Raw genomic sequence first — 26,593 nt, forward strand, 5'->3', positions numbered from 1 at the left:
AGTCGTACCTACATCCTTACTGAGAGTACAGGTTCACCGGCCTGAACTGCGTCGGATGAGGTCTCCGTCACACTTTCTAGTGACTTCGAGTTTACAACCGTAACGATGACAGTGGTGTCGAAACCAGCCTTGGTGACGGCATCGAAATCGACGGTGGCAAGAGTGTCGCCAACATTGACGCGATCCCTCTTTTCCACTTGGGGGGTAAATCCCTCACCCTGCATCTTCACCGTATCGATGCCGATGTGGACGAGAATTTCCACGCCATCGTCTGTTTTAATGCCGTAGGCGTGCCCGGTCTTGGCCACCGAGATGATCTTGCCCGAAACCGGAGCAGCTACGGTTCCGTCCGTGGGGACTACCCCCACCGCTGTGCCCAGCGCGCCTGCCGCAAACGCCGGATCCTTCAGATCCTTTTGCGAAATAACAGTGCCCGAAACCGGAGCGACGACGGTCACATCTTCCTCCGCTGGCGCTCCGGAAGATGCAGAAGCGGGCGCTCCGGAAGATGCAGAAGCGGACGCCTCAGCGGACGTACCGGCAGAGGAAACGGCGGTTGCACCAGCACCCGCGCCGACGGCTGCGGGAACTGCGGCGGGGGCAGTATCGGTGTCCGCGTACGTCTCGCCACCCTCGTAATCGACCTCGAGGCGCTTGCGGAGCTCCTCACGCTCCTCTTTGTTGAGGTAGTCGGTGAAGTAAATGGCGGCGAAAGCCGTGAAGAAGGCGACAGCGACAGCGATGGCATACACACCCATCGGCTTGAACACTGGGATGGTAAGCAGCGAGGTGAACACGAACGCGTTCGTGGTCACGCCGTTAGTGGCAAGGCTCAGGATGGCGATGGTGAGGCCACCGGCGAAGCAGCCCACGAGCATGCGCGGGTAGATCCGCTTGAAACGCAGGTGGATGCCGTAAAGGGACGGCTCGGAAATACCACCCATGAGGCCGGCAGCAAGGGCGGAGCCTGCGGTCTGCGTCATGACCTTGTCGTGGTCACGCATAGACAGGGCGAGCACACCGGCAGTGGCGCCGAAGCAGGCGAAGTTCCAGGCACCCATCGGGCCCTGAATGAAGTCGTAGCCCAGGGTATCGATGTTGATGAGCATGAGGGCGTTGAGTGGCCAGTGCAGGCCCAGCGGAACGAGGAACGGGTACAGCATCGGGATGAGGATGGCGAACACGAACGGGGCGTTGCTATTCAGCCACGCCAGGCCCGTACCGATGATGTTGCCCAACCAGATGCCAAACGGACCGATGAGGAATGCGGTGATCGGCATGACAATCACGAGGGTCAGGAACGGCAGGAACACGATGTGTACCGAGGAAGGAATGACCTTCTGGAAGAAGCGGTATACAAGTGCCGCGACGGCAGCCATCATGAGCGGCACGAACACGTTGCCGCCGTAGTTATTAAGCAGCAGCTTCATCCCCAGGATCGGAATGGAGCAGGTCTCCGTACCCAGGGCGTCATTGGTCACGCATGTGGCAGCGGGGTTGTCCTGCAGGCCCATGAACTCAGGTGTCATGAGTGCGAGCATGATCGCCGCAGAGACCCACGGGTCGATCTTCAGACGCTTACCTGCGTTGTAAGCCACCATGACCGGCAGGAAGTAGAAGACGGAACGCCACATGGCATCAAGGAAGAACCACACCGGGGCCTTGTCCTCGGAGCGGGTATCGACCACACCGAAGGCCTCCATCACGGCGGTGAACGCAATGACGAGCGACGCGCCGAGGAGAATGCCGATGATCGGGCGGAACGAGTCCGAGAGGAATTCGAAGAAGTTATCCAACCAGGGGAAGCAGCCCTTGCTCTTGGCGCGGGCCTCAGCCTTGACGTCGTCGTTGGAACGCTCCCCACTCTTTCCGCTGTTCCCGCTGGTGGAGCGGTTCTGCATCTCCGGTAGGGCGGTGAGCGCGTTGTACACGTTCGGAACGTCGCCACCGACGATGACCTGGTATCGGTCACCACTTTGGGGGACAGCACCGAGGACTTTTTCGTTCTTTTCCAAACGATCCTTATCGACGATGGAGGCATCGTTAAGTTCGAAGCGCAGGCGCGTCGCGCAGTGCGTGACGGCGAGGATATTGTCCGCACCGCCCACGCCAGCGAGGATATCCGCCGCCGCGTTCTTCATTGTTGTAGCCACTTACATTCTCCTTCGATCGTGACTAATTAATGTGGACGCATGAAAAAAGACCCGAGGTTTAACAAACCGCGCACACGAAAAAGGTGTGCGTTTTGTTAAACCTCAGGTCTTGCCTCAATACGTTTTACCGTTCAAGTAACAACCCTGACGTGTTGTTCTTTTCAATTGATGACTCTACACGTCACATCGGAGTTTGAAAAGTCCGCTTTGTCACATTGGGTGAACGTTAAAGCTCATCCAGGGCATTTAGTGTGTGTACACGCCGGATAGGAGCCACAGCCCGCCGTAGATGGAGACAAGGGGCTCGGGAAGCTCTGGGGTGGCGACTTTGCAGTTAAAGAAGTCCTCCCGTGTCATGACCAGGGGCTTGTACTCATTGACGAGCACCTTGTCGGGCCCCAGGTGCTCAATTTTCGATTGTGCCGTCACCCGTACCGGCATGCCGGTCAGACTCCTGCCCTCACCATCGGTGTAGGTGTAAGCGGCCAATGGTTGCGATGGTCCGTTACTGCCGCTTGGCGGGTATGTGTTGGATTCGAGAGACCACCCCGGTGGCAGAGTGGGCGGAAATAGCCGCGCGGTAAAGGGCTCGTTTGTTTCGCCTGTTCGCACCCACACCTGAGCGTTTGAGCCGAGTGGCTGCTTGGCTTCCACTCCCGTGGCTGGCCCCTCGAAGTTCGTCACCACGAGTTTGTGGGCATCGGTACCGCACGGCTGGTACAGCAGTTCCGTCGCGCCGTCGTCTGCACGGGCGATTCCCACTCGGCCTTCGATCGTTCCAGGAGTGTAGACAAGGAAACTGTACCCGTGGTTGAAGGGGATTCCCGCCCAAATAAAGACGTAGAAAACCCCAATGACCAGCGGTATAGCCATGAGAAACCAGGCAAACCGCGTCAGCACCTTAGCCACACGCGCGGGCACAGTGTCCACACGCGCGGGCACATTGCTCGCGCTAGTTTTTTGGGACGCACTCATAGCCTTATTTTATTCCATCACACCCTGCCACTTCTCGGCCAACGAATCGATCGTCTCGTGCGCGTTGAGGCCACTCGGTTGCGGCACCACCCACAACTCCACGGTGGCGGGCCATCCCTCGGGGATAAACTCCCCTTCCTGCCTTCCTAGCTTCGCCTTTGGCTTGCGGAAGGCCTGCCGGTGGGCGGTGATGCCGACGATGGCCACCTTTTCGGGTTGTAGCTTTTCGACGAGTCGGAGCACCCCCTGCGCGCCCTCACGTAGTTGTTCGGCGGTGAGCTCCGAGGCCTTCGACGTTGCCAAGCCAGAAACGAAGTTGGTGATGCCGATGCGACGCTCCTCCAGCATGTGAAGGTCATCGTCTTTTAAGCCCCGTGAGGCATCCACCTCGTAGGGAGTGAGCCCCGCGCGGTAAAGCGACGGCCAGAATCGGTTCCCTGGATGGGCAAACGGCGCGTTGACGGCGGCAGTCCACGGGCTGGGGTTCACCCCGACGATAAGGAGTGCGAGCCGCTCCGTTTCCCCCTCGACGGGGAGGAGATCGTCGACGGGTTTCCTTCGGAAGCCCGCAAGATCGACTCGGGTGGGTTTGGCACCAGACAGTGGGGAGGGACGTCGAGAAGCAAACTGCATATTTCCACGTTAACGCGAAAAGGCCAGTGCCTAAAAGGCGCTGGCCATTTAACAGTTTGACGTAGTCAAACTTGACGAAGTCGAACTACTTAAACTCTTCGTCCATGATTTCGCGGAGCTGCGTTGCGGACTTGTCAAAGAGCTCCTTCTCGTGCTCATCGAGGTCGAGCTCGATGACACGGTTGACGCCACCGCGGTTGATGATGGCGGGGGTGCCGAGGTAGATATCGCTCTGGCCGTACTCACCCTTGAGCAGGGCAGAAACCGGGAGTGCGACGTACTGGTTCTTGAAAATGGCCTTGGTCAGGCGGGCAAGGCCCATGCCAATGCCGTACGAGGTAGAACCCTTGGCATCGATGATGTCATAGGCGGCGTCGCGGGTCTCGTGGAAGACCTTCTCAATCTTCTCGGCGTAGCCTTCCTGGCGATCAGCATAGGCACGAAGTGGAACACCGGCGATGTTGGCGGTGGATACCACGGGAAGTTCAGAATCGCCGTGCTCACCGGCGATGTAAGCGTGGATGGAGGACGGGGAAACGTGGTGCATCTCGCCCAGCATCCAGCGGTAGCGGGCGGTATCAAGGATCGTGCCGGAGCCGAAGACGCGCTTTGCCGGCAGGCCGGAGAACTTCCATGCACCGTAGGAGAGAATGTCCACCGGGTTGGAGGCAACGAGGATAATGCCGTCGAAGTCGTTGGCCATGGCGGGCTCGATGATGGACTTCAAAATCTTGAGGTTCTTATCCACAAGCTGCAGGCGAGTCTCGCCGGGCTTCTGGGCGGCACCAGCACAGATGACGAGCAGGTCAGCGTCGGCGCAGTCCTCGTAGGAGCCGACGGTAACCGTCGTGGAGCCACCGGCCCACACGGCGCCGTGGTTCAAGTCCATGACGTTGCCTTTGAGGCGCTTCTCGTCGATGTCGATCATTGCCAGGTGATCGACGGTCCCCTGGTTAACCAGTGCGTAGGCGTAGGCCAATCCCACATCGCCTGCACCAACGAGTACTACCTTGTTCGTAACTTGCTTTCCCACGAGCTCTCCTTGCGGTAAGTTTTTGCTTATTTCCGGTTTTGTCCGGTCGGGCATCATCTTAGCGCTTCTCTTACCCGCACGCTAGGGCTGGCGCAAAATTGTGATCGTTTCGACACATGCGTACGTCTCAACATCTGCGGCAAAACGTTCATCATGGCAGGCCAAAACGACCGCGATACCACGCGCGAGCGCACCGGCGAGAAGCGCGTGGATCTCTTCCCAATGGGCGGGGCCGATGCCCGCATCCGGTTCGTCGATGAGCATGTAGGGCGCGCCCGTCACCGCTTTTACGGACACGACGCGCTGCTCCCCCAGCGACAAATCGAGGGGATGCGGCCCCTCAACACTCTTCCGCGCGAGGATGAGCTGCGCCTCCGGGAACTGCATGGACAGCGGGGCGCGAAGGGCGCGGGCAAGCCTGCGCAGCGTGGTGGATTTCCCGGCACCGTTGGGGCCGACCAGGCGCGTCACGCCACCGGCAGTGAGCGGGATCCCTTCCCGCTCGACCCGCGCGCCGGATGGTTCCACTCGCTGCGGCAGCGTCCGCGGGCGGTCCGAGAAGTCCAGCCAGTGTACGGTCTGTGAGGTCGCTTCGCACGCCGCCCGCAACCGCTCCACGGCCTGCTCCGCAAGCCCCGCCATCGGTGTGATCAAACCGATTTCTTTTTCCCCGGAGGCGAGCAGGCTGGCGACGGCGACAAGGCGCGTCTCACCGCCCGACAGGTGCCGTGGGTCCCTTTCCTTAAGGTGCTCGATTCCCAACGCGTGTGTCAGCGTGTCGACGCGCTCCCGCATGTCTGCTCGCGTCTCACCGCGCTGCTCCATCGGGAGGGCAATCTCCTCGGCCACGGTAGCGCGCAGGCCACTGAGCACCGGGCGGGCACCAACTGCGGGATACAGCGGGCGCGGAATATCCCCGTCGTACCAGACATAATCGATCATCCGACCGCTCCCTTCACCACCACGGCAATAAGCGCCACCGCCGGCAGCGGAAGCGTCCAACACGCACGGGGCGGCACCGGGGCGTACATGGTGCGCGGCCCCGGCCGGTCTATCGCCAGGTGGGTGAGCGCCGTCGTGCGCTCCGTCGCCCGCACGAGGAGGAGCGTGATAACCGCCGTCACCACCGTCCGTTTCGGTGCTTTCATTCCGCCCAGTTCGGCGGCTTCACGGACCTCCGCCAGTGCGCGCTTCCCCTCCGGCAACACCGCGAAGGCGGAACCGACAAGGTAGGCAAGCCGCGGCGAACCCGCCTGCTGGATCGCCTTCACCATCTCCTCCACCCGCACGTAGCGGGCCACCGCGAACACGCTGGCCACGCACGCGGCAAAGCGGGCGGTCAGGGCGCCGGTTGCCACCACACCCTCGACGGTCACAAGCGGGGCGATCGGCGTCTGACCGTGCGGGGCGTGAATGACGAGGAGGGAGAGGGCCATCGGGAGCGTCACCAGGAGCGTCTTCCCCCACGCACGGCCCACCGATGCCGCCACGATGGCAACAAGAACGGAAAGCCACCACCGATTTGTGCCGAGGACGACGATCCACGCCGTCGTGGCCAGCGACGCTACCGAGAGCGGATTCACCGCGCGGGCTTCACAATCGACGCCGGCAGCGCCTTCACGATCCCCCACACGACGAACAACACGACGATTTTATCCAGCGGGTCACTGATCATCGACTGCAACGTCACCGACTCCAGCAGCGAATTTCCCATCGCCCGGAAAGCGGACACCACCGCACCCGTGCCCACACCGGCGGTACCTCCGTAGACGAAGGCCGCCACAGGCGCGGACAGCATGCCCACGATGATGCCCATGACGGCACCGGCCGGGATGATGCGCCACGGGTGCTCGAAGCTCTTGAACTTGTGGATGGCGAGGCCAGCAAGCAAGCCTGTCAGCCCGGACCCGGCGGCAAAGGGCAGCGCCATCGGGTTAAAGACACCCCACACGACGCTCGTCAACGCGCCCGTGGCCAGGCCGGCGGCGGGACCGGCCAGCGCCGCCACGAGCATCGTCCCCACCGAATCCAGGTACAGCGGCAGGCCGGTGGACCCCACGATCTGGCCGACAATCATGTTGATAACCAGCGCCACGGGAATGAGCCCGAGTTCGCGGGCGGTAAGGCGCGGAAGGATGCCGGCGATGAGGAGGACGGCCCCGCCGACGTAGCCCACGAGCGTCACGATCGCCTCCGTCGACCCGCCGATGGATTCCCAATCGGTCGGGCGGGTGAGGACGAGGAAGAGCCACGTCGCCACGATGACGAGGGCCCCGGCCCAGATGAGGATGGTGTTTTTGGTTGTAGACATACGGCCTCCAATGCGCGTGAGTAATGCGAAGGGGCCCCTATGTCACCTCGGGGCAATCGAATCGAAGAATACCCTATGTGCTTCCTCGTAGTCCACGCCGGTCAGCACCCGCACGGGCAGGCGGCCCGCCTCCGGGTGTGCCACCTGCGTCACCGCGCCACGGTCTGCGCCCGTGTCCACCGTCAGTGCCACCTCCTCTACCGCGTAGTCCACGGCGTCGCACGCGATCAGGCAGGTGAGCAGATCATGGATCTGCGCCGTGTAGCCGATGCCATGGGACTCGTGGAACTCCCAGTAGAACCGCATGATCTCCGGAAGCGCGGCACCGACCTCCCCGCCCAGTGCCTCCGCGATGGGCGTGAGCCGCGCCGGGTCGATGCGGAACCCCTCGGTCACGTTCAGCGGGCACAGCGTCACCCGGGCGTGGGGCGGGAGGTGCCCAAACACGTCCTCGGCGGCCTCGGGGTCCACCCAGATGTTCCACTCGGCGTGATCGGTTGTATTTCCCGGGTAATCGATGGCCCCGCCCATGATGGTCAGCTCCTCAATGGCCGCGTACCGTTCGGGGCAGCGCTCGCGGAACCGGGCGAGGTTAGTCAGGGGACCTGTGACGATAAGCTTCGACCCCCACAGGTCCTCCCACGGCCCCGGGTGCAGCGTGCCCGGTGTCGGGTGAACGTAGCCGAGGCCGTACTCACCGTGGGTTTCCGGAGTGGTGATGAGCTCCCGGGCGATGGGGGCGGGTTCCCCCGGCGCGACGGGGACCGTGGGCCCACCTAGGGCGTCGAGAAGCCAGCGGGCGTTCGTGGCCGTTTGTGCCGTGCCGACGTTCCCACCCGTGGTGGTGACGGCGTCTAGCTGCCCGGTCCGCTGCATGTAAATGAGCGCGAAGGCATCGTCGATGCCGGGATCACAATCAAGAACAAAGCTCATAGCCCTACTCTTCCATACAATGGGCTGCGTGAGCACCCAACACTTCGACGACCCCGCCGTCCAACTCGCACACGACTCCGCCCTCAAATCCATCGCCCGCGTCGTCCACGAGACGGTGACCCCCACCCCACCTGCGCAGGCGCTCGCGTTCATCCTCCGCCAGCTGCGGGCCACCGGCTGCCTCGTTCTCACCGGGGCCGGGGTCTCCACCGACTCGGGGATTCCCGATTATCGCGGCCCCAACGGTTCGCTCACCCGCCACCGCCCCATGACTTACCAGGAGTTTCAGCACGACCCTGAGGCTTTGCGACGTTACTGGGCCCGCAGTTTCATCGGCTGGCGGCACATGGATGAGGCGCGCCCCAACTCGGTTCACCGCGCCATCGCCGCGCTTGAGGCGCGCGGCTTCGTCTCGGGGCTCATCACCCAAAACGTCGACGGCCTGCACACGCAGGCTGGTTCGCGCACCGTCATCCCGCTGCACGGCGACTTGGGCTCGGTGTGCTGCCTCACGTGCGGTCACCGGGAGAAGCGCACGCGATTTGATAAGCGGTTGGCGTCAGCCAACCCCGGATATGTGGAGTCCATCCACGTGGACACATCTATGGTCAACCCCGACGGAGACGTGGCGCTTAGGGACGAGGACGTCGCCGCGTTCCACCTCGCCGAGTGCGAAAATTGTGGCTCCACGAAGCTCAAGCCCCATGTTGTCTACTTCGGCGAACCCGTCCCGGCTAACCGCAAGGCCCGGGCGCGGGAACTCCTGGACAAGTCCTCCTCGCTCCTCGTTGTGGGGAGCTCACTTGCCGTCATGAGTGGCTACACGTTCGTCCTCGACGCGCGGGCGCAGGGCAAGCCCGTCGCCGTGATCAACGGCGGGCCGGGGCGCGGGGACAAGAAGGCCGACGTGGTGTGGCGCACCGATGTGGCCAGCGCATTCGAGCAGATTAGTGCTGCCCTGGATGTCGCTTGACCTCCGTCAGGGTGAGGTCGAGATCGAGCGCCTCCAGCAGATCGATGAGCTTATCTAGGCGCAGGGACATCTTGCCGTGTTCGAGGTCGCGGATGAAGCGGTCGGACACGCCCGACCTCTCGGCGAGGTCCAGCTGGTTGATTCCGAGCTTGCGGCGACGCTTGCGGATGGTCTCGCCAAGATTGTTAATGCTCATGTTTCCTCCACGGGCGGTTTAGTCGGGGTTTGAGGGGCCGTGCGGGGGCGGTGCGGCAGAAGCGACGAAGTTCCTCGTCGCTGGCTGCGAGAATGCCGTCCCAAAGAATAAAAGGCGTGGTGAGGGGCTCACCACCGAAGATGATTCCAGCCTCACTGGAACCGATGGCAATCCCCGCGTCGACGATGGACGCGACCTCGCTGCCCGCTGGTACCGCCTCATCGACGGTGGTGAGGAACCCCGCATGAAGCGGTGGGTTGAGCCACGAGGAGGTGAGCGCGGTGTTGGCCAGCAGCAGCTGGGCACCCCGCACGGAATCCCCGTACGGCTGAATCCGCACTGTGAGCCCGCTGGGTACCGCGGCAATCATGCCCTGCGACACGTCAGCGCTGAACCCGCTGGAATCCTCGACGAGCACGCAGCCATGGCGCACCACAACGTAGGTGGTCACACCGTGGCGGTACTGCGGTGGTTGGGTCAGGTCCCGTGACGCTCCTACCCACGGCCCGACACTCACCCACCCTGCCGAGGGAAGCTGGGTAAGAAGAGGTGCCATGCCCTCATTATGGCTTGTCGGGCCAAAGTTTGCTTGACGTACTTATTCCGGCTTCACGATCGGGAACAGGACGGTCTCGCGAATGCCCAGGCCAGTAAGGGCCATGAGGAGACGATCGATGCCCATGCCGTTGCCCGATGTCGGAGGCATGGCCTGCTCCATCGCGAACAGGAAGTCCTCATCAAGCTCCATCGCCTCGTCGTCGCCTCCGGCGGCAAGACGCGCCTGATCCTCAAAGCGCTCGCGCTGGATCACCGGATCGACCAGCTCCGAGTAGCCGGTGGCCAGCTCAAAGCCGCGGACGTAGAGGTCCCACTTCTCGGTCACGCCGGGCTTGGACCGGTGCTGGCGAGTCAGCGGCGAGGTCTCCACCGGGAAGTCGCGGACGAACACCGGGCCGTACAGCTGATCTTCGCAGAGGAACTCCCAGATATCCTCGACAAACTTGCCGTGACCCCAGCCCTTGCCCTTCTCCAGGCCAATGTGGTCGGCGATGGCCTCCAGCTCTTCTACAGAAGAATCGATGGTGACCTCCGGCTGGCCGGGGAACTTGCGGGCCAGCGCCTCGTTCAAGGAGGGATACATCTCCAGCGTCGTCCACTCGCCGCCGAAGTCGTACTCGGTGCCGTCGACAAGCGTGACGGTGGTGGAACCGAACACCTCCGTGGCGACGGACTGAATGAGGCGCTTAATAAGGTCAGCGCCGGTGTTGTAATCACCCCACGCCTGGTATGTCTCGAGCATGGCGAACTCCGGGGAGTGCGAGGAATCCACACCCTCGTTGCGGAAGTTACGGTTGACCTCAAAGACCCGCTCAATGCCGCCGACGACGCACCGCTTAAGGAACAACTCCGGCGCAATACGCAGGTAGAGGTCCATGTCCATGGCGTTGGAGTGGGTGACGAACGGGCGAGCAGCGGCACCACCGTGCAGCGTCTGCAGCATCGGGGTCTCCACCTCCAGGAAGCCCTCCGACTCCAGGAAGTGGCGCAGCGCACGCATGACCTTAATACGCGTCAGCGCGTTCTTACGGGCCTCCTCACGCATGATCAGATCCGTGTAGCGGTGACGGATCCGCTGATCCTCACTCATCTCCTTGTGCGCCACCGGCAGCGGGCGCAGCGCCTTCGAGGCCATCTGCCAATCCGTAGCCATGACGGACAGCTCGCCACGCTTGGAGGAAATAACCCGACCGGTAACAGAAATAATATCGCCGAGATCGACATCGGCCTTCCAATTCTTCAGCGACTCCTCGCCGACCTCTGCCAGCGAAATCATCGCCTGCACGGACGCACCGGAGCCCGCCTGCAGCTTGGCAAAGCACAGCTTGCCCGTATTACGGAAGAAGATCACACGACCGGCGACGGAAACAACGATATCCGTCTCCTCACCCACCTCGAGGTTCGTCGCCCCCTCCACGGCGGGCGCGTCCTCCTTGACCACGTGGTACTTCGAAACAAGGTCCTCGATGGAAATCGTGCGGGGAACCTCGACCGGGTACGGATCCCGGCCACTAGCTAGCAGGCGCTCGCGCTTCTCGTGGCGGATGCGCACCTGTTCGGGCAAATCATTCTTCACGTCAGTCATAGCACCATAGAGTACCCCACCCGCTAAAGGTTTCCAGTTCTAGGTGCACTTGCGTGATCGGCAAAACCAAGTTAATGTGATATCACATTCAAAAATTGATATCACATTCCGCACCGGAAGGACCCACTATGGAAACCGCCGCACCCACCGTCTCCGAAAAACCCGTCGGCCACGACGGCACCAAAGTCTCAATCACCGAACACCCCTCATGGGTCGCAGGCCCCGCAGCAGCAATCATCAACCTCGTTGTCATCATCGCGCTGCTCGTCGTGCCGCTCTTCACCCTGCCTGCACTCTATATCCCGTTCGTCATCATCGCTGTCCTGCTCATCTCCATGTTCCGCATCATGTCCCCCGGCCACACGCAGGTCAACCAGTTCCTCGGCCGCTACGTCGGCACCAATCGGCGCACCGGCCTCAGCCTCGTCCCACCGCTGTGCACCACCAAGAACGTGTCCGTGCGTGTGCGCAACTTCGAGACTGCAGAGCTCAAGGTCAATGATGCCAACGGCAACCCGCTCAACATCGGTGCCATCGTCGTGTGGCAGGTCGCCGACACCGCCAAAGCCAGCTTCGCCGTGGAGGAGGTAGAAGAATTCATCCACTCCCAGTCCGAGTCCGCACTGCGCCACGTCACCACCAACTACACGTACACGCAGCTATCCAACTCCACCGACCAGATCTCCGGCGAGATCGCCAACGAGGTGGCCGCCCGCGCAGCACTCGCCGGCGTTGAGATCATCGAGGCCCGCATCTCCACCCTCGCCTACGCCCCGGAGATCGCCCAGTCCATGCTCCAGCGCCAGCAGGCCTCCGCAATTGTCGACGCCCGTGAAACCATCGTCGAGGGTGCGGTCACCATGGTGGAATCCGCGCTTGACCAACTGGAGAAGAAAGACATCGTCGACCTCGACCCCGAGCGCCGCGCCCAGATGGTGTCCAACCTCCTCGTCGTCCTGTGCTCCGACAACCACACACAGCCCGTGGTGAACGCAGGTAGCCTGTACTAATGGCAAAACGCAAGGCCGTCCCGCTGCGCCTCGACCCCGCCGTCTACGAGGCAGTGGCGAAGTGGGCGGCCGATGACCTCGTAAGCGTCAACGCGCAGATCGAACGGCTGCTACGCGATGCGCTGCGCAAAAATGGGCGCCTACCCACAAACGTGCAACCTATCCCGCGCCGTGGCAGACCGCCAAAAAACGCGAACTAGGACGCTGGTTCTGCCTCGCCGGTCCAGTCCACGTTCCGGTACAGCCGGATGGAGGACACCGCCGCCACGAAGATGAAACCACCAACGACGATGAGGCGATGCGGTAGCCATAATCCGCCATGAACGTAGGACCAACAGAATTTCCCCACCAGGCAAACGCCGCCCAAATCAGGTAACCGCCAGTGGAAACAATGGTGAAATATGCGGATTTCGCCGCACTCACCGCACCGAGATCAAACCCAATCAAATTTTCACCCCAGGTGTCCACATCCATGGGTTCGGGTCCGACAGCGATAAACAGCCCCACCGACGCGATGCTAAGGTACTGCGATAGCTCCGCCACCTTATGTGGCGCAAACCTGTCAGCGATCTGCCCCGAACGCGCGAAGACAACCAATACCACCAGGCCGACCAGCGCTAAATACAAAGAAATGGTCGCCGGCGGATCCAAATTCGTCGCCGACAGAAAATCAAGCGTCAACCACAAAACAATAAGCAGCGACACCATCACGCCATTGAAAGACTCGATGACGTTGTTCGCAATGACGAGCCATGCGTCTAAAAAGTCGATCCTATTAGCTTGCACACGGGCAATCCTATTACCGCAATCGGGCATTCCCCCCCAACCCTTCGGTTACCCCAGTCCCAGCCTGCGGGCGATCATCTCCATGTGCTCGGTGAGGACGCGACCGGTGAGATCTTCGCTGCCGGTGATGTCGACAAGAATCCGGTGGGCCTCGGCGTACGCGTCCCCCGCACTGTCCAGTGCAGCTGCGACGCGCCCCACAAGCGGCCGGTCCGCGTCATCAACAATGATCGACACCCCACCCATCTCCGAGGCCAAAAGCGTGCCGATCGTCGTCCCCAGCTCATCGACGGCAGACACACACCACATATCCCCCAGCGCGCCGAGCGCCACGCACAGCGCGCCGCGCACCTCCAGAGGATCGAGCACCTGCGCGCCCATGCGTGGGTCGGTGTGGACCACAACCTGACCGGGACGAATGAGGGACTCGAGGGAGGAAATGGCGTCGAAAAGCCCATCACCGCGGGTAGAAAGAACGATGAGCGTCGCGTCCTCCGGGCGGGAAACCAACGTATGGTGCGTGCGGGCGAGCCCCTCGGCGACGTGCGGATCGGAGCCGATGTGGCAGACGCGCTGCGCGGGTGAAGCCACAACTACTTCTTCAGATTCTTGAGCAGATCAGCAACCGACACGCCACCCTCGCGGTCATCTGCGCGCCGACGGCCGTGCCCCGAGGACCGCTCCTGGGCCTCCGGAACCGGCGGAATCTGGGCGGTCTGGTCAGACTTCGCCGTAACAATGTCCTCAATATCGGGCGCGTGCCACTCATCATCCGCAGCCACCGGATCCGTCACCGGAGTCCAACCACCGAAACGACGCGGCTCGTCCTCCTTCCGGCGACGGCCGTGGTACGACTCCTCCTCGACTGCAGGTTCCTGCAGGAAGTCGAACGAATCGTCTTCCTTGCGGCGACGCCCATGATACGTGTCAGCAGACTCCGACGGCTCAACATAGGAACTCGACGGCGGCGTCCACGACCACGCCGGCTCACTCTTCGACTCCTCTGCAGCGTGCCCCGCCGTGTGGCTGCCACCCTGATCCGGATCCGCCGTAACAACCTCGGCGTCCTCAGGCTCCTCACGCGGCGGCTCCGGCGCAGGCGGCTCCGGCGGGGTAAAGGATGTCGAACCGATCTCCCGCAGGCGCGTGGCGGAGGCGGTGATGGAATTCGGCTCGTACTCGTACGTGCGGCCGGTGAGCTCCTCCAACTGGGCGCGCATCGCGTCGAGCTGCTCGCGGATCGCGGCCAGCGTCTCGTCGGACTCCTCGGAACGGGCGATGGCCTGCTCACTGCGGGCGCGCTCCTCATCTGCACGCGCACGCTCCCGGTCAAGCTGATTTTCCAGCTCTGCGACGCGGTCGGCGTCGGCCTTGGATTCGCCGCGCATCTTCATGACAAGGAACGCGCCAAGGGCTGCGGCCCACAGTGCGGCAAGAACAGCGATTTTCTGCCAGGCATCGGAGTCCGAAAACATCATCAGGACGCTCGCCACGATAGCCAGCCCGATGAGCACCCAGAGAAAAACTTCACTGCCCTTGATATTCATGGTGCTTATGGTACCTTCCCCAGTCCGCGACCTGCGGTAGGTTCCCGGGCGCGCCCGGGTAGGCTTACACCCCGTGGAAACGATTACTGACCCCGCCCGCCTCGCCATGTACACCCGCGCCATGCGCAAAACCGCGCGCCCCGTCGTCCTCGTCCCCGATTCCGATGCCGGCCAGCAGGTGTTGATGCAGGCGGCGCGGCGGATCCCGCGGGCGGTTGTGGTCGGAGTTGTTTCGATTGCTTCCAGTGCGCCGTCAGGTGCACTTCCCGCTGATGTAGTCTTCGTCGACTCCACCCCCGCCCCTCATGTGCTTGTCGACGACTCCCCCTCCCTCACCCGCACCGTACGGCTCATCGGACTCGCCCACTGCACAGACATCATGGTCAGCGAACTCCACTTCGACGAAGTCCTGCGCCTCCAACAGACAATCACCGACCTCGCGCTTGAGGTCACCGTCCACACGCTGCCCACCCTCCGCGAACCCGACGGCATCGCACTCGCCCGCGTCAACGCCTTGCTTTCCGACGACGAAAGGCACGCAGCCCTCGCCCTCTCCGCAGCACTCACCGCCGGCGCCCACGAAGCACCCAAGGGGGACGACGCCGTCCTCGCCGCCGCGCGTGCCGTCTTCGACGTCGCCCCCAACATCACCCTCACTTCGTTGGAAATCCTCTCCGGCCGCCTGTTTGCGCGTGCCACGGTGGGCGAACACGAGCTTGTCGACACCATGGACATCCGCCTCAACGAATAAAACCCTCCCACGCTACCCTGCGTCCAGGTCCTGGCCCATGGATGCGACCTGGTCTGGGGATAACTTTTGGGACTGTGGGTGAGTTATCCACAGGTCCGTATCACCGCTCTTGACGTGTGTTGATTGTGGTTTATCGTCGGTGGCATGAACGAACTTTGTGCTATTGCTGAATTGCTTGCCCAGGCGATGACCGTCGCCGGGCAAGCGTTTGGCATGTCCCAAAAAGCACTTGTTCGCCTGGACTACGATAAGACCACCGCCCACACCATTAAGAAACTTTCGAACATTTACTACGGGCGCGCAAGCGCCCCGCGGAGTCAGGAACGCTCCCGCGAAAAAGCAAAAGTTGCCGGCTGCTCCTTTGCCTCTCTGAACGCCATCGAACGATTTGTTGCAAAGCTTCCTAAGAAGTTCGCCTGGAAAATCCGTGAAGCCTTGGTCCCTTATGGTCGGGACATCACCGCAATTAACGCAGAAGGCGCTCGCCTCCTACAGACCTATCGCCAAGCTGACAACCCCGATAAGAAACTCACCTACATGTCTATCCCTAACTCCACGTTCGCAACGCTCACGTTAACTGCAGAGTCATCGCGTGTGAAGCAGATCTATGACCGGGCTCAGGAAACGGACACGAAATGTCCCGCTGACGGTTTAATCACGTTGGCGCTGGCAGCCAATGATGGCACGCTTCCACCGGCTGCGACAGCCTGTGTGATTATCGGGACGGATCTTCCCTTCACAGAAACTGATGATGGTGACTATGTTTTCTCGCTGACTAACGGTGCCACCATGACCTCGAAGGAATTATTCGAGGCAGAACTATCCAAAAAGGTAACCGGCGCTCTGGTTAATCCCTTGGGGCCGGAAAACTTTGGACTTTTTGACATCGAGTTTCCCCGCTTTGCTGATGGGAAGGAAAGGTTTTTCCAAGCGCTTCGCAACCCCGTGTGCGCGTGGCCGGGATGCGGCCAACCGGCCACAAAGTCCCAGATCCACCACATCAAAGCGTTCAAACACGGAGGCAAAACCACAACAGAAAACCTGATGGTGTTGTGCCCCTTCCACAACGGACGAAACGATGATGACCTGGATAAGCCCAAACATGGCCACATGGTCAGAATTGATGGGTTGGAGTATTGGCAGCCTGCCTTCGGCGGACCACTTCAGTTGAACATGCACCCGTGTGCCCAAGGTGGCGCCATACGAATAGCCCGAAGACAACTCGGCATCCCCATAGACCCGTCTCCACCAGGCATGGCATACGCACACGGATAACCCGACCAAAGTCGGGTCATCCGGCATGCCCTACTCCTTAAATCAGCCAAACAAGGGCGATCCAGATTGCAGCGCTAATGAAATCGCTGCCCATGATTACGCTCCTTCTGCCGAGGATGCCGGCGGAATGTGGCACCCGCGCTCAAGGTACAGGCCGGCGGCGGAGGCGGCAAGGCCACCGAGGGTGGAGACGATGACACCGGGCAGATCGTCGACAGCTGAGGCGAGGTGCAGGTTGAAGAGGAGGACGATGAGGACGCCGACGTAGGCGCCACCGACGATGCCGCCCGTCCAGGCGGATGTCTTGCCGATGACCAGCCACTGCGCCGCCGTCACCGGGTTGAGCTGCGAGCGGTCCTGTCCGATGTTGTCATCCTTCATCGCGCGACGCACCCGCCAACCCAAGTATCCGCACAGGGCGGCGATCGCCCACAGTGTCACGCTTGCTGCAGCGGAGAAACCACCGATCGCGCCGTAGAACCGCCACGTCAGGATGGCCGCTGCGGCGGCGAAGAATCCTCCGGTGGCGATGAGGGCGCGGATGTCGGTGAGGTTCATGGCAGCTCCGAAATGGGGGTTCCGTTCAATTCAGCGTCGGGTTCAATTTCTTCCCAGGGGCGCAGCACGAAGTCGCGCTCATGGGCATGCGGGTGCGGGACGATGAGTTCCGGGGAGGTGGACTCGGCGCCGTACATTTGCACCACATCAACGTCGAGGGTGCGCGGGCCCCAGTGGATCTCGCGGGTGCGGTGCGCGCACTTTTCCAGGTGCTGGCAGTAGCGCAAGAGACTCAGCGGCGTGCCGCACCAGGTGAGCTCCAGGGCGAGATTCAAGAAGTCGGGCTGTTCCACCCCGCCCCAGGGGGCCGTTTTGTGGATGGTGGAAACCTTCGTCGGGTGGAGACGATTCGTTGCGGATCGCAAGATCTCTTCGGAGTCGCCGATGTTGGAGCCGAGGGACAGGATGGCGCGGAAGGCGTTCTTGCGGTTGCGGCGGCGGACGACGGCGACGTCGGCAAAGTCGTGCGGGATCGGGGCGTGCGGCTTGTGCACGGTGACCTCGATGGCGTGCAGGAGCGGGAAGGCGAGCATCGCCTCGTCGGCAATCAGGCCCGCGACGGTTTCGATGAGGTCGTAGGCGGGGCCGGCGAGGGTGCGGTAGGCAATCTCGGCGAGCTCACCGTAGTGGACGGTGTCCTCCACGTGGTCGGTGTCCGGAAACGGCAGCCAGCACGTGATGTCCACGGAGAATTCCTGGCCATCGCGCTTTTCGTGGTCGAAGACCCCGTGGTAGCCGGTTGCCTTAAGCCCGGTGAGCTCAATCCGATCAGCCACGCGGGTTCCTCCAGCGGGCTGCCACCTCGACGGCGTCGCGGGAACCGCGGACGCTGTGCACGCGGACGGCCCAGGCACCGTGGTAGGCGGATAGCGCGGAGACGGCGTGGGTGGCGTCGTCGCGGTCGACGGCGGTGTTCTCGTCGCGAGCGTACTCGGCGCGCATGTCGCCGAGGAAGCGCTTGCGGGACTGGCCGATGAGCACCGGGTAGCCGGTCTCCACGAGCTTCGGCAGCGCGTTGAGGAGCTGCCAATCCGCAAGCCGGGACTTACCAAAGCCCAGGCCCGGGTCGATGATGATGTTGTCCTTCTTCACGCCCGCGTCTTGGGCGCGGTGAACAAGTTCACCGAGGAGGCGGAGGACCTCGGCCACTACGTCCTTGCCGGCAAGCGTGTCGCCTGCGGCGTCGCCGAAGTTGGTCACGTCCCAGTGCTGCAGGATCACGGGCAGGCCCGTGTCGGCCATGGTGGCGAACATATTGGGATCGGCCATGCCACCGGAGACATCGTTCAAAATGGTCACGCCGGCCGAAGCGCTGGCGCGAGCAACGGCGGCACGCATCGTGTCCACCGAGGTCGCGATGCCTTCCTTGGACAGCGCCTCGATGACCGGCACGACGCGGGCGAGTTCTTGTTCCTCGGTCACGCGGGTGGCGCCGGGGCGGGTGGATTCACCGCCGACGTCGATGATGTCGGCGCCCTGGTCCACGAGGTCGTGGGCGTGGGCGATGGCGCGGTCGAAGGTGTTCCATTTGCCGCCGTCGGAAAACGAGTCGTCGGTGACGTTCAAAACGCCCATGACGAGACAGCGGTCGGCGTTGAAAAGATCCATGGTTTAACCCCTAATCAGCGTGAGGAATTCCGCGCGGGAGGCCGCTGAGGTCTTAAATCCTCCGCGCATCGCGGATGTTGTGGTCTTGGAGCCGGGCTTGCGGATGCCGCGCATGGTCATGCACATGTGCTCGCATTCGAGGACGACGGCGACGGCCTGCGTATCCAGGCGGTCGACGAGTGCGTCGGCGATCTGGGAGGTCAACCGTTCCTGTACCTGGGGACGGCGAGCATAGCCGTCGGCAAGCCTGGCGAGCTTTGACAACCCTGTGACGGAACCGTGACCACCGGGAATGTACCCGATGTGGGCGACGCCGTAGAACGGCAGGAGGTGGTGCTCGCACATGGAGTAGATGGGGATGTCGCGCACGATGACGAGCTCGGTGTGGTTTTCCGGGAACGTCTTTTCCAGGTGGTCGGCGGGGTTGATGTGCAGTCCGCCGGTGTTTTCCTCGAAGGCTTTGGCCACCCGCCGGGGCGTTTCTTTCAGTCCGGGGCGGTCGGGGTCCTCGCCGATGGCGATGAGGAGCTCCCGGACGGCTGCCTGTGCGCGCTCAAAATCGAAATCTGCCACTACTTTTCCTCTTCTTCTTCCTCCGGGAGGCGGAACCCAATCTGTTCCTCCCCCTCCGGGCCGGCCCCGTAGGACTGCCAGCCGGGGTGTTTGTGCGGGTCGGTGCGGTCGCCTTCGGGCACCTTCGGGCTTGTCGACGGTTTTGCGTGTCGGCTTATCGACTGTGTCGGCGCCTCCTCGTAGCCCGGTACAACCCAATCCTTCGGCGGCGGCGTGCCACCGTAGACGGGCGCCGGCGTGGAGTTTTCACCGCGCGGGGTGATGGGGCCGGTGGTGTTTTCCTTCTCGGCGCGCTCTTTCTCGCGGCGGGCGCGGGCGGCGCGGGAGGCCTCGAGGAGGGAGAAGCGCTTTGGCGGTTCCTCGCCGCGCTCCTCGGCAAGCTCCACGGGGGTCTTCACCGGGTCGCGGCCGATCTGCTTGGCAAAGCGGTAGCTCTCGCCGGGGAACACGTCGCCGGAGGAGACGGTCTCGATGCCGTCGAAGATGGCCTCGAGGTCCGGGCGGCGCAGGGTTTCCTTTTCCAGCAGCTTGGACGCGAGCGTGTCGAGGTAGTCGCGGTTGCGCTCGAGGATGGAGTAGGCGGTCTCGTGGGCTTTGTCCAGGAGGTATTTCACCTGCTCGTCGATAATCGCTGCGACCTTGGGCGAGTAGTCGAGGGTGCTGTCCGAGCCACGGCCGACGAACGGATCTCCCTGCTCCTCGCCGTACTTGACGGGGCCGAGATCCGGCGACATGCCGTATTCGGTGACCATCGCGCGGGCAATCTTCGTCGCCTGCTCGATGTCGGCGGACGCGCCCGTCGTGGGGGTGCCGAAGACGAGTTCCTCGGCGGAGCGGCCCCCCATGGCGAACACGAGGTGGGCGAACAGCTCGGCGCGGGTGTTCATGCCCTTGTCGTCCTCCTGCGAGAGGCGGGCGTGGCCACCGGTACGGCCGCGGGCGAGGATCGTCACCTTGTACACGGGCTCGAGGCCCTCCATGACCCACGCGGCGAGCGTGTGGCCACCCTCGTGGTAGGCGGTCATCTTCTTCTCGTGTTCGGAGATGACGCGGGAGCTACGGCGCGGGCCGCCGACGACGCGGTCGGTGGCCTCCTCGAGGGCATCGGCGGTAATGACGTTGCCGCCGATGCGGGCGGTGAGGAGCGCGGCCTCGTTCAAAACGTTGGCCAGGTCCGCACCACTCATGCCGGCGGTGCGCTTGGCCAGGGACTTAATGTCCGCGTCGGGTGCGAACGGCTTGCCCTTGGCGTGCACCTCGAGGATCTTTTCGCGGCCCTTGAGGTCCGGGTTGACCACGGGGATCTGCCGGTCGAAGCGGCCGGGGCGCAGAAGCGCCGGATCGAGGATGTCGGGGCGGTTGGTGGCGGCGATGAGGATGACGCCCTCGCGGTCGCCGAAGCCGTCCATCTCCACGAGCAGCTGGTTGAGGGTCTGCTCGCGCTCGTCGTGGCCGCCGCCCATGCCGGAGCCGCGCTGGCGGCCGACGGCGTCGATCTCGTCGATGAAGATGATGCAGGGACTGTTTTCGCGGGCCTGTTTGAACAGGTCGCGGACGCGGGAGGCGCCGACGCCGACGAACATCTCCACGAAGTCGGAGCCGGAGATGGAGTAGAACGGCACGCCGGCCTCACCGGCGACGGCGCGCGCCATGAGCGTCTTGCCGGTGCCGGGCGGGCCGTAGAGGAGCACGCCGCGGGGGATCTTGGCGCCGAGTTTCTCGTAAATCGTCGGATCCTGCAGGAAGTCCTTGATTTCCTGCAGCTCATCAAGGGCGTCGTCGGCGCCGGCGACGTCGGCGAAGGAGTTCGTCGGCATGTCCTTGGTGAGTTCCTTGGCGCGGGAGCCACCGATGCCGAACATTCCGCCGCCGCCCTGCATCCGCGTGAAGAAGAAGATGAGCAGCCCGAACATGAGGAGCATGGGCAGGATCATCATCAGCATGGAGCCGAAGAAGCTGTCCTTGGTCACCTTCGTGTTGTACGAATCAACCTGAGCGGAGCTCACGGCGTCGAAGACCTGGCCCGTGGCGCGGGCGGGGTATTGGGCGATGATTTCCTCCACGCCCTCTTGCTCTTCCACCGTGATCGGGTTTTTGAGCTTGAGACGCAGCTGCTGCTCGCGGTCGTCGATACGCGCTTCGGAGACGTTGCCGTTGTGCAGCTCGGCCATGGCGACGGAGGTGTCTACCTTGGCAAAGCCGCGGGTGTCGTCCGTCAGCACGGAAAAGCTGAACAGGGCGATGAGGATGATCGTGGCGATGGATGCCCAGCGAATGATCTTCTTGTTCTTATCGTCTGCGGGTGTGGTGTTTTTCGAAGTATCTGGCACTGTGTTAGTTCTCGTACATCCGTGGGTGAAGTGTTCCTACGTAGGGCAGGTCGCGGTAGCGCTCGGCGAAGTCGAGGCCGTAGCCGATGACGAACTCGTCGGGGATTTCGAAGCCGACGTCGAGTAGCTCAACCTTGGCTTTTTGGGCCTCGGGCTTGCGTAGGAGGGTGATGACGTTGAGGGAAGCGGGGTGGCGCGACTTGAGGTTGCGCACGAGCCAGGACAGGGTGAGACCGGAATCGATGATGTCTTCCACGATGAGCACGTGGCGGTTTTCGATCTCTCGGTCGAGGTCTTTGAGAATCCTGACCACGCCGGAGGAGGAGGTGGAGTTGCCGTAGCTGGAGACGGCCATGAACTCCATCTGGCTGGGGATGGACAGTTTGCGGGAGAAATCGGTGAGGAAGTACACCGCCCCCTTCAGGACGCACACGAGGATGAGATCGTCATCGATGTCTTTGTATTCCTGGCTGACCTTGTCCGCCATCTCCTGGATGCGCGTTTGCAGCTGCTCTTCGCTGAGCAGAACTTTTTGCACTTCGTCGCCGTATCGGGACTCACTCATGAGTTTTTCTCCTCTATCTTTATCGCATCGGATACACGCAATGCTACCAATCCTCCCCCGACATCCCGCGGCCCCTGCCCGTGCCACTCGGTCAGAAGCTTGTCGACGCCCTCGACGTGCGGTTTGCTCACCTTCGCACCCGCCGCCCGCAGGGCCCCGGCGATGATGTCCTGCCGGGTAGCCTCCGGCAGGTCCTTGGTGGCCAGCGGGACGGTGGTCGCCGTCATGCGGGTCGCCTCCGCCTGCGTCCGCCGTGCCGCCTGCGCCAGCGCCGGTACGGCATCGCCGCCGACGATGTCTCCGAGTAGTGGCAGCACCTCCCGGCGCACGCGCACGCGGGTGAAGGCGCGGTCCGCGTTCTGCGGGTCGTGCCACGGGGTGACACCGATCTCCGCGCACGTGGCGACGGTGTCCGTACGCCGGACGGCCAGTAATGGCCGGATGATTTGTGCGCCCTCCACCTCGGCGGTTTCTCTCATGCCGCACGTCATGCCGCGCAGGCCGGCGATGAGGAATGTTTCGGCGAGGTCGTCCATCGTGTGCGCGACGCACACGGGGCCACCCCATTCGGCGAACGCACGGTAGCGGGCTTGTCGAGCAGCGGACTCTGTAGGCGGATCCACATTAATCGGAATAACGCGGGCCTCCGCGCCCCAGCTGCGGGCGATGCGGGCTGCCTCCTCGGACACCTCCCGGGAGCCGTCCTGCAGGCCGTGGTCGATGCACAGGGCGGTGACGTGGACGCCCTCGGCGACAAGTGCTGCGGTGAGGGCGAGCGAATCCGGGCCACCGGAAAGACCTACCGCCACCGAGGACGGCACACATCGCCTCACGGCGTTTCTTACCCGCACGAAATGGGGGCTGGGCTCTGGAAATCGGTGCATGTTATTTGCGCAGCGCCGAGGCGAGGGTGTCGAGGGATTCCCGGGCGGCGAGGATATCGGAGCCGTTGGACAGGAACGCGAACGTGTAGACGCTGCCGTCCTCACCGGTGACAGTGCCGGCGAGCCCCGAGGTGGCGTCGAGGGTGCCCGTCTTGGCGCGCACCCAGCCCTGGCCGTCCTTGCCGCCGAAGCGTTCGGCAAGCGTGCCGGAGCCGTAGGCCACAGGCAGGGAGCGCAGCACCGGGTGCAGCTTGTCGTCTGTCGCCGCGGTGTAGAGCGCAATGTCGATGGTGCGGGGTGCAATCCGATTGTCAGCGCTCAGCCCCGAGCAATCGTTGAGGTTCAGCCCATCGGTGGGAATCGACAGGGCGTGCAGCTCGGCGATGACGGCGTCTACAGGGTTGGTGGCCCCCTTGGCCACGGCGAGTTCGCGGCCGATGGCCTCGGCCATGACGTTGTCGGAGTGGTCCATCATGGCGTTGAGGCGGTCGTCGAGGCGCGGGGACTCTACCGTACCGATCTTGGTGGCGGTGGGGGGAACCGTCGACAAGCCTGCGGGGGTGGCACCAGAGCGGGCGGCGACGCTGGCAAGGACATCCTGAGCCGGCGTGTGGGAGCGGGGAACATCGCCCGTCGTCGCGTCGATGCGCGCCTGATTGATCATGACCGGCTCGATGGGGGCGACGAAACCCGCGTCGATGTCGGCGGGGTCCCACGTGGGGGCGAAGGGCTCGAAACCGTCCCAGACGGACGTGTCCAGGACGACCCGCGGGGTGGTGACCATACCAGCCAACCGGTCCAGGGAGGCGTCGGAAAGCCACACATCCCCACCGGCCTTGATATAGCTCGTATCACCGTCCGCGTACACCTCCGTCACCAGACGGTGACCGGCGGGCAGCGCGTGGACCGCGGCGGTGGCGGTGAGCACCTTCGTGATCGACGCCGGACGACCCGGAACATCGGCATTCTTCTCCCACACCGTCTCCCCCGTCTGCACATCCGTGACGATGCCGAAGAACTCCCCCAGCGCCGGATCCTGCGACAGCGCCTCCAGCTCTGGGGCCTGCGCCGGATCAACCGGACCATCCCGGTGAGCGGGCACCGCCAGCGGCGTCGCCGACGGCGGCTGCATCCCCGGAGTTACCGTGGTCGCGCGGGCAGCGGACAAAACGGCGACCGCGACGATCGCCGCAATAACGGCGAGAACCGCCACGATGGCACCAATGAAAAGACCTTTTCTTCGCACCCCACACACTGTAGCGGGTGACCAATTCGAGGACAGACTAGGATGGGAGCGGAGTAAAACGTTTTGACAGAAAGGACTCACATGAGCTTCGAAGTAACCATCGAGATCCCCGCCGGCTCCCGCAACAAGTACGAGATCGACCACGAGACCGGCAAGGTCTACCTCGACCGTTACCTGTTCACCCCCATGGCCTACCCGCAGGACTACGGCTTCATCGAGGGCACCCTCGGCGAAGACGGAGACCCGCTCGACGCCCTCGTCATCCTGCCTGAGTCCGTATTCCCCGGCGTCATCGTCCCCGCGCGCCCGCTCGGCGTGTTCAAGATGACCGACGAGGCCGGCGGCGACGACAAGCTGCTCTGCGTTGTCGATGACGTCCGCTACGAGAACTACAAGGACATCGACGACGTCCCGCAGCACGTCAAGGACGAGATCGAGCACTTCTTCGTCCACTACAAGGACCTCGAGCCGAACAAGGAAGTTTCCGGCTCCGGCTGGGCCGGCAAGGACGAGGCCGAGCGCATCTACAAGGAGGCCATCGAGCGCCTCAAGAACGAGGGCTAAACGCGTCAACCGCCAAGCACCGCGCCGCCACCCGCACGTGTTCCGGGTGGCGGATTTTTTGGCCGTGATGAGGGCAAAGTGGCCCGCAGACCAGGCCGCAAGACCTACACTTGGCACTATGAGCGAGATCCCCAGCCTCCTGACACAGTCCCCGCTTTTTCAGCTGGAGAAGCTCCGCAAAACGACCCGCGACGCGGTCGATGCCGCCCTTGTGCCCACGGACGTCACGCTCCGGGAGTATTGGGTGCTCACGTGTCTTGCACCCGCGCCCACCGCGCAGCAGGCGGAGATTTCTGCGGCGCTTGGCATCGACCCCTCCGACGTGGTGCGGATCCTGGACAAGCTGGTGCGCAAAGGGCTGGTGACGCGGGACCGGGCGGCGGAGGATCGGCGCCGACAAGTGGTGGCGCTCACCAAGGCGGGGCGGAAGCTGCACAAGAAGCTCGCCAGCGCGGTGACGGAGGCAGAGAAAACGGCCCTGGACGACTCCTCCAAGAAGCAGCTGAAGCAGCTGCGGAAGATGTCCAAGGCCGTGCTTGCACCGGCCGACGAGAAGAACTAGTCGCCGATCTGATCGCGGCCGCGCTTGACCAGCAGCGGGTCGGGCTCGCCGACGATCTCGTGATCCTTGTTTGTGTACTCGAACTTGCTCAAGATGTAGCGCATCGCGTTGAGGCGGGCGCGCTTCTTGTCATTCGACTTGATGGTGATCCACGGGGACTCATCTGTGTCCGTGTAACGGAACTGTTCCTCCTTCGCCCGCGTGTAATCGTTCCACTTATCCAGGGAGGCGAGGTCCATCGGGGACAGCTTCCAGCGGCGCACGGGGTCCACCTGGCGGATGGCGAAGCGGGTGCGCTGCTCCTTCTGGGTGACAGAGAACCAGAACTTCGTCAGCGAAATGCCGGAACCCAGGATCATGTTCTCCAGCATCGGCACCTCGCGCAGGAACTCGGCGTGCTGGGATTCCGTGCAGAAGCCCATGACGCGCTCCACGCCGGAGCGGTTGTACCACGAGCGGTCAAAGAACACGATCTCCCCTGCCGACGGGAAGTGCTCGATGTAGCGCTGGAAGTACCAGGAGGTGGACTCGCGCGGCGACGGCTTTTCCAGTGCCACGATGCGGGCACCGCGGGGGTTGAGGTGCTCGTTGAAGCGCTTGATGGTGCCGCCCTTGCCGGCGGCGTCGCGCCCCTCGAAAAGAATGATGTGGCGCTGGCCCGTTGCTTTGGTCCAGTTCTGCCATTTCAGGAGCTCGATTTGTAGGGCTCGTTTAATGTGCTCGTACTCCGGGCGTTTCATCTGCTCGTCGTACGGGTAGTTTTCGCGCCACGTGTCTACGCGTTCTCCATTGGGCTTGACCAGTACCGGATCGTCCTCGTCGCTGTCATCGACGTGGTATCCGTGCAGTTTAGCTAGGTCAAGTACGGGGATTTCCTCATTATCGTCGGCCATACGCACAATAATAGTCAGTTACTAGCCGGCACGCCGGGTGAAATTGAACGCGAAAAATCCCCCGCCTAATCGGCGGGGGATTAGTCGATTA

General features: G+C 63.0%; 30 protein-coding genes and 1 pseudogene. 7 read left to right on the forward strand and 24 right to left on the reverse strand.

Annotation, left to right across the window (positions count from 1 at the left end; genetic code table 11):
• Positions 1-8 precede the first annotated feature (8 nt).
• From CGLUCO_RS11075 to CGLUCO_RS11110, 8 genes are all read right to left on the reverse strand, one after another.
• Complete coding sequence (locus CGLUCO_RS11075; protein ID WP_260322331.1) at positions 9-2,141, reverse strand: glucose PTS transporter subunit IIA; 2,133 nt, start codon at positions 2,139-2,141, stop codon at positions 9-11.
• A gap of 258 nt (positions 2,142-2,399) precedes the next feature.
• Positions 2,400-3,128 (reverse strand): hypothetical protein, encoded by a 729-nt coding sequence (locus CGLUCO_RS11080; RefSeq protein WP_084036513.1) that lies wholly within the window; start codon positions 3,126-3,128, stop codon positions 2,400-2,402.
• A gap of 9 nt (positions 3,129-3,137) precedes the next feature.
• A complete protein-coding gene (locus CGLUCO_RS11085; RefSeq protein WP_070741595.1) occupies positions 3,138-3,761 on the reverse strand; it encodes a mismatch-specific DNA-glycosylase in 624 nt (207 codons plus the stop codon).
• Positions 3,762-3,846: 85 nt separating this feature from the next.
• Positions 3,847-4,851: an L-lactate dehydrogenase gene (locus CGLUCO_RS11090; protein ID WP_005393625.1), complete on the reverse strand. Its 1,005-nt coding sequence runs from the start codon at positions 4,849-4,851 to the stop codon at positions 3,847-3,849.
• A 24-nt stretch (positions 4,852-4,875) separates the two neighbouring features.
• Complete coding sequence (locus tag CGLUCO_RS11095; RefSeq protein ID WP_084036512.1) at positions 4,876-5,736, reverse strand: P-loop NTPase family protein; 861 nt, start codon at positions 5,734-5,736, stop codon at positions 4,876-4,878.
• On the reverse strand, positions 5,733-6,377 hold the full coding sequence (locus tag CGLUCO_RS11100) for an energy-coupling factor transporter transmembrane component T family protein (protein WP_084036511.1): 645 nt from the start codon (positions 6,375-6,377) through the stop codon (positions 5,733-5,735). The genes CGLUCO_RS11095 and CGLUCO_RS11100 overlap by 4 nt, the downstream gene beginning before the upstream one ends.
• Positions 6,374-7,105, reverse strand: coding sequence for a glycosyl transferase family 9 (locus CGLUCO_RS11105; RefSeq protein WP_084036510.1), 732 nt, complete (start codon positions 7,103-7,105; stop codon positions 6,374-6,376). Before CGLUCO_RS11105 ends, CGLUCO_RS11100 begins: the two co-directional genes overlap by 4 nt.
• Before the next feature lie 42 nt (positions 7,106-7,147).
• A complete protein-coding gene (locus tag CGLUCO_RS11110) occupies positions 7,148-8,038 on the reverse strand; it encodes a nucleoside hydrolase (protein ID WP_005388653.1) in 891 nt (296 codons plus the stop codon).
• Positions 8,039-8,057: 19 nt separating this feature from the next.
• Between CGLUCO_RS11110 and CGLUCO_RS11115 the strand changes: the two genes are divergently transcribed.
• Positions 8,058-9,011: a Sir2 family NAD-dependent protein deacetylase gene (locus CGLUCO_RS11115; RefSeq protein ID WP_084036509.1), complete on the forward strand. Its 954-nt coding sequence runs from the start codon at positions 8,058-8,060 to the stop codon at positions 9,009-9,011.
• On the opposite strand, the gene CGLUCO_RS11120 is transcribed toward CGLUCO_RS11115, so the two are convergent.
• From CGLUCO_RS11120 to lysS, 3 genes are read right to left on the reverse strand one after another with little or no spacing between them, the layout of a single operon-like run.
• Positions 8,986-9,207 carry a type II toxin-antitoxin system Y4mF family antitoxin gene (locus CGLUCO_RS11120; RefSeq protein ID WP_005388649.1) on the reverse strand — a complete coding sequence of 74 codons (222 nt, stop codon included), beginning with the start codon at positions 9,205-9,207 and terminating at the stop codon, positions 8,986-8,988. The genes CGLUCO_RS11115 and CGLUCO_RS11120 overlap by 26 nt on opposite strands.
• Positions 9,197-9,763 (reverse strand): hypothetical protein, encoded by a 567-nt coding sequence (locus CGLUCO_RS11125; protein WP_084036508.1) that lies wholly within the window; start codon positions 9,761-9,763, stop codon positions 9,197-9,199. Before CGLUCO_RS11125 ends, CGLUCO_RS11120 begins: the two co-directional genes overlap by 11 nt.
• Positions 9,764-9,805: 42 nt before the next feature.
• On the reverse strand, positions 9,806-11,350 hold the full coding sequence (gene lysS / locus CGLUCO_RS11130; RefSeq protein ID WP_084036507.1) for a lysine--tRNA ligase: 1,545 nt from the start codon (positions 11,348-11,350) through the stop codon (positions 9,806-9,808).
• Positions 11,351-11,478: 128 nt separating this feature from the next.
• Between lysS and CGLUCO_RS11135 the strand changes: the two genes are divergently transcribed.
• A complete protein-coding gene (locus tag CGLUCO_RS11135) occupies positions 11,479-12,360 on the forward strand; it encodes an SPFH domain-containing protein (protein WP_084036506.1) in 882 nt (293 codons plus the stop codon).
• Entirely contained in the window at positions 12,360-12,560 is a 201-nt protein-coding gene (locus CGLUCO_RS11140; RefSeq protein ID WP_084036505.1) for a type II toxin-antitoxin system antitoxin, read from the forward strand. Before CGLUCO_RS11135 ends, CGLUCO_RS11140 begins: the two co-directional genes overlap by 1 nt.
• Here CGLUCO_RS11140 and CGLUCO_RS11145 read toward each other — a convergent pair.
• The 3 genes from CGLUCO_RS11145 to CGLUCO_RS11155 are packed head-to-tail and all read right to left on the reverse strand — an operon-like array spanning position 12,520 to position 14,693.
• Positions 12,520-13,146, reverse strand: coding sequence for a hypothetical protein (locus tag CGLUCO_RS11145; RefSeq protein WP_143336905.1), 627 nt, complete (start codon positions 13,144-13,146; stop codon positions 12,520-12,522). The two genes, CGLUCO_RS11140 and CGLUCO_RS11145, sit on opposite strands and share 41 nt — an antisense overlap.
• 48 nt (positions 13,147-13,194) lie before the next feature.
• Positions 13,195-13,737, reverse strand: coding sequence for a hypothetical protein (locus tag CGLUCO_RS11150; protein WP_084036504.1), 543 nt, complete (start codon positions 13,735-13,737; stop codon positions 13,195-13,197).
• 2 nt (positions 13,738-13,739) lie between these two features.
• A complete protein-coding gene (locus tag CGLUCO_RS11155; RefSeq protein WP_084036503.1) occupies positions 13,740-14,693 on the reverse strand; it encodes a DUF6779 domain-containing protein in 954 nt (317 codons plus the stop codon).
• A 73-nt stretch (positions 14,694-14,766) separates the two neighbouring features.
• Between CGLUCO_RS11155 and CGLUCO_RS11160 the strand changes: the two genes are divergently transcribed.
• On the forward strand, positions 14,767-15,444 hold the full coding sequence (locus tag CGLUCO_RS11160) for a pantoate--beta-alanine ligase (RefSeq protein ID WP_070741566.1): 678 nt from the start codon (positions 14,767-14,769) through the stop codon (positions 15,442-15,444).
• 144 nt (positions 15,445-15,588) lie between these two features.
• Positions 15,589-16,719, forward strand: a complete 1,131-nt coding sequence (locus CGLUCO_RS11165; protein WP_198481472.1) for an HNH endonuclease signature motif containing protein — start codon at positions 15,589-15,591, stop codon at positions 16,717-16,719.
• Positions 16,720-16,815: 96 nt separating this feature from the next.
• On the opposite strand, the gene CGLUCO_RS11170 is transcribed toward CGLUCO_RS11165, so the two are convergent.
• The 9 genes and pseudogenes from CGLUCO_RS11170 to dacB form a co-directional block, all read right to left on the reverse strand.
• Positions 16,816-17,277: a DUF3180 domain-containing protein gene (locus CGLUCO_RS11170; protein ID WP_005388634.1), complete on the reverse strand. Its 462-nt coding sequence runs from the start codon at positions 17,275-17,277 to the stop codon at positions 16,816-16,818.
• Positions 17,274-17,684, reverse strand: a complete 411-nt coding sequence (gene folK, locus CGLUCO_RS13080) for a 2-amino-4-hydroxy-6-hydroxymethyldihydropteridine diphosphokinase (protein WP_363325319.1) — start codon at positions 17,682-17,684, stop codon at positions 17,274-17,276. Before folK ends, CGLUCO_RS11170 begins: the two co-directional genes overlap by 4 nt.
• Before the next feature lie 15 nt (positions 17,685-17,699).
• Positions 17,700-18,053 (reverse strand): annotated as a pseudogene (gene folB / locus CGLUCO_RS13085) (dihydroneopterin aldolase); the annotation flags it as partial.
• On the reverse strand, positions 18,046-18,885 hold the full coding sequence (folP, locus tag CGLUCO_RS11180; protein ID WP_070741557.1) for a dihydropteroate synthase: 840 nt from the start codon (positions 18,883-18,885) through the stop codon (positions 18,046-18,048). The gene folP and the pseudogene folB, both read right to left, overlap by 8 nt.
• A gap of 3 nt (positions 18,886-18,888) precedes the next feature.
• The gene (folE, locus tag CGLUCO_RS11185; RefSeq protein ID WP_005388630.1) at positions 18,889-19,458 is read right to left on the reverse strand and encodes a GTP cyclohydrolase I FolE; all 570 of its coding nucleotides are present in this window, start codon (positions 19,456-19,458) and stop codon (positions 18,889-18,891) included.
• Positions 19,458-21,788 (reverse strand): ATP-dependent zinc metalloprotease FtsH, encoded by a 2,331-nt coding sequence (gene ftsH, locus CGLUCO_RS11190; RefSeq protein WP_084036501.1) that lies wholly within the window; start codon positions 21,786-21,788, stop codon positions 19,458-19,460. Before ftsH ends, folE begins: the two co-directional genes overlap by 1 nt.
• Before the next feature lie 4 nt (positions 21,789-21,792).
• Positions 21,793-22,353, reverse strand: a complete 561-nt coding sequence (gene hpt / locus CGLUCO_RS11195) for a hypoxanthine phosphoribosyltransferase (protein ID WP_005393603.1) — start codon at positions 22,351-22,353, stop codon at positions 21,793-21,795.
• Positions 22,350-23,237, reverse strand: coding sequence for a tRNA lysidine(34) synthetase TilS (gene tilS / locus CGLUCO_RS11200; protein WP_198481471.1), 888 nt, complete (start codon positions 23,235-23,237; stop codon positions 22,350-22,352). The genes hpt and tilS overlap by 4 nt, the downstream gene beginning before the upstream one ends.
• A 1-nt stretch (position 23,238) precedes the next feature.
• Positions 23,239-24,483, reverse strand: a complete 1,245-nt coding sequence (gene dacB / locus CGLUCO_RS11205) for a D-alanyl-D-alanine carboxypeptidase/D-alanyl-D-alanine endopeptidase (protein WP_005393600.1) — start codon at positions 24,481-24,483, stop codon at positions 23,239-23,241.
• An 81-nt stretch (positions 24,484-24,564) separates the two neighbouring features.
• Between dacB and CGLUCO_RS11210 the strand changes: the two genes are divergently transcribed.
• Together CGLUCO_RS11210 and CGLUCO_RS11215 are read left to right on the forward strand one after the other, a co-directional pair.
• Positions 24,565-25,047: an inorganic diphosphatase gene (locus tag CGLUCO_RS11210; RefSeq protein ID WP_005393598.1), complete on the forward strand. Its 483-nt coding sequence runs from the start codon at positions 24,565-24,567 to the stop codon at positions 25,045-25,047.
• A gap of 67 nt (positions 25,048-25,114) precedes the next feature.
• Positions 25,115-25,609 carry a MarR family winged helix-turn-helix transcriptional regulator gene (locus CGLUCO_RS11215; RefSeq protein ID WP_198481507.1) on the forward strand — a complete coding sequence of 165 codons (495 nt, stop codon included), beginning with the start codon at positions 25,115-25,117 and terminating at the stop codon, positions 25,607-25,609.
• On the opposite strand, the gene ppk2 is transcribed toward CGLUCO_RS11215, so the two are convergent.
• Positions 25,606-26,502, reverse strand: a complete 897-nt coding sequence (gene ppk2 / locus CGLUCO_RS11220) for a polyphosphate kinase 2 (protein ID WP_005388615.1) — start codon at positions 26,500-26,502, stop codon at positions 25,606-25,608. The genes CGLUCO_RS11215 and ppk2 overlap by 4 nt on opposite strands.
• Positions 26,503-26,593: the final 91 nt, after the last annotated feature.

The sequence above is a fragment of the Corynebacterium glucuronolyticum DSM 44120 genome, from assembly GCF_030440595.1.
In the GTDB taxonomy this organism is placed as follows: domain Bacteria; phylum Actinomycetota; class Actinomycetes; order Mycobacteriales; family Mycobacteriaceae; genus Corynebacterium; species Corynebacterium glucuronolyticum.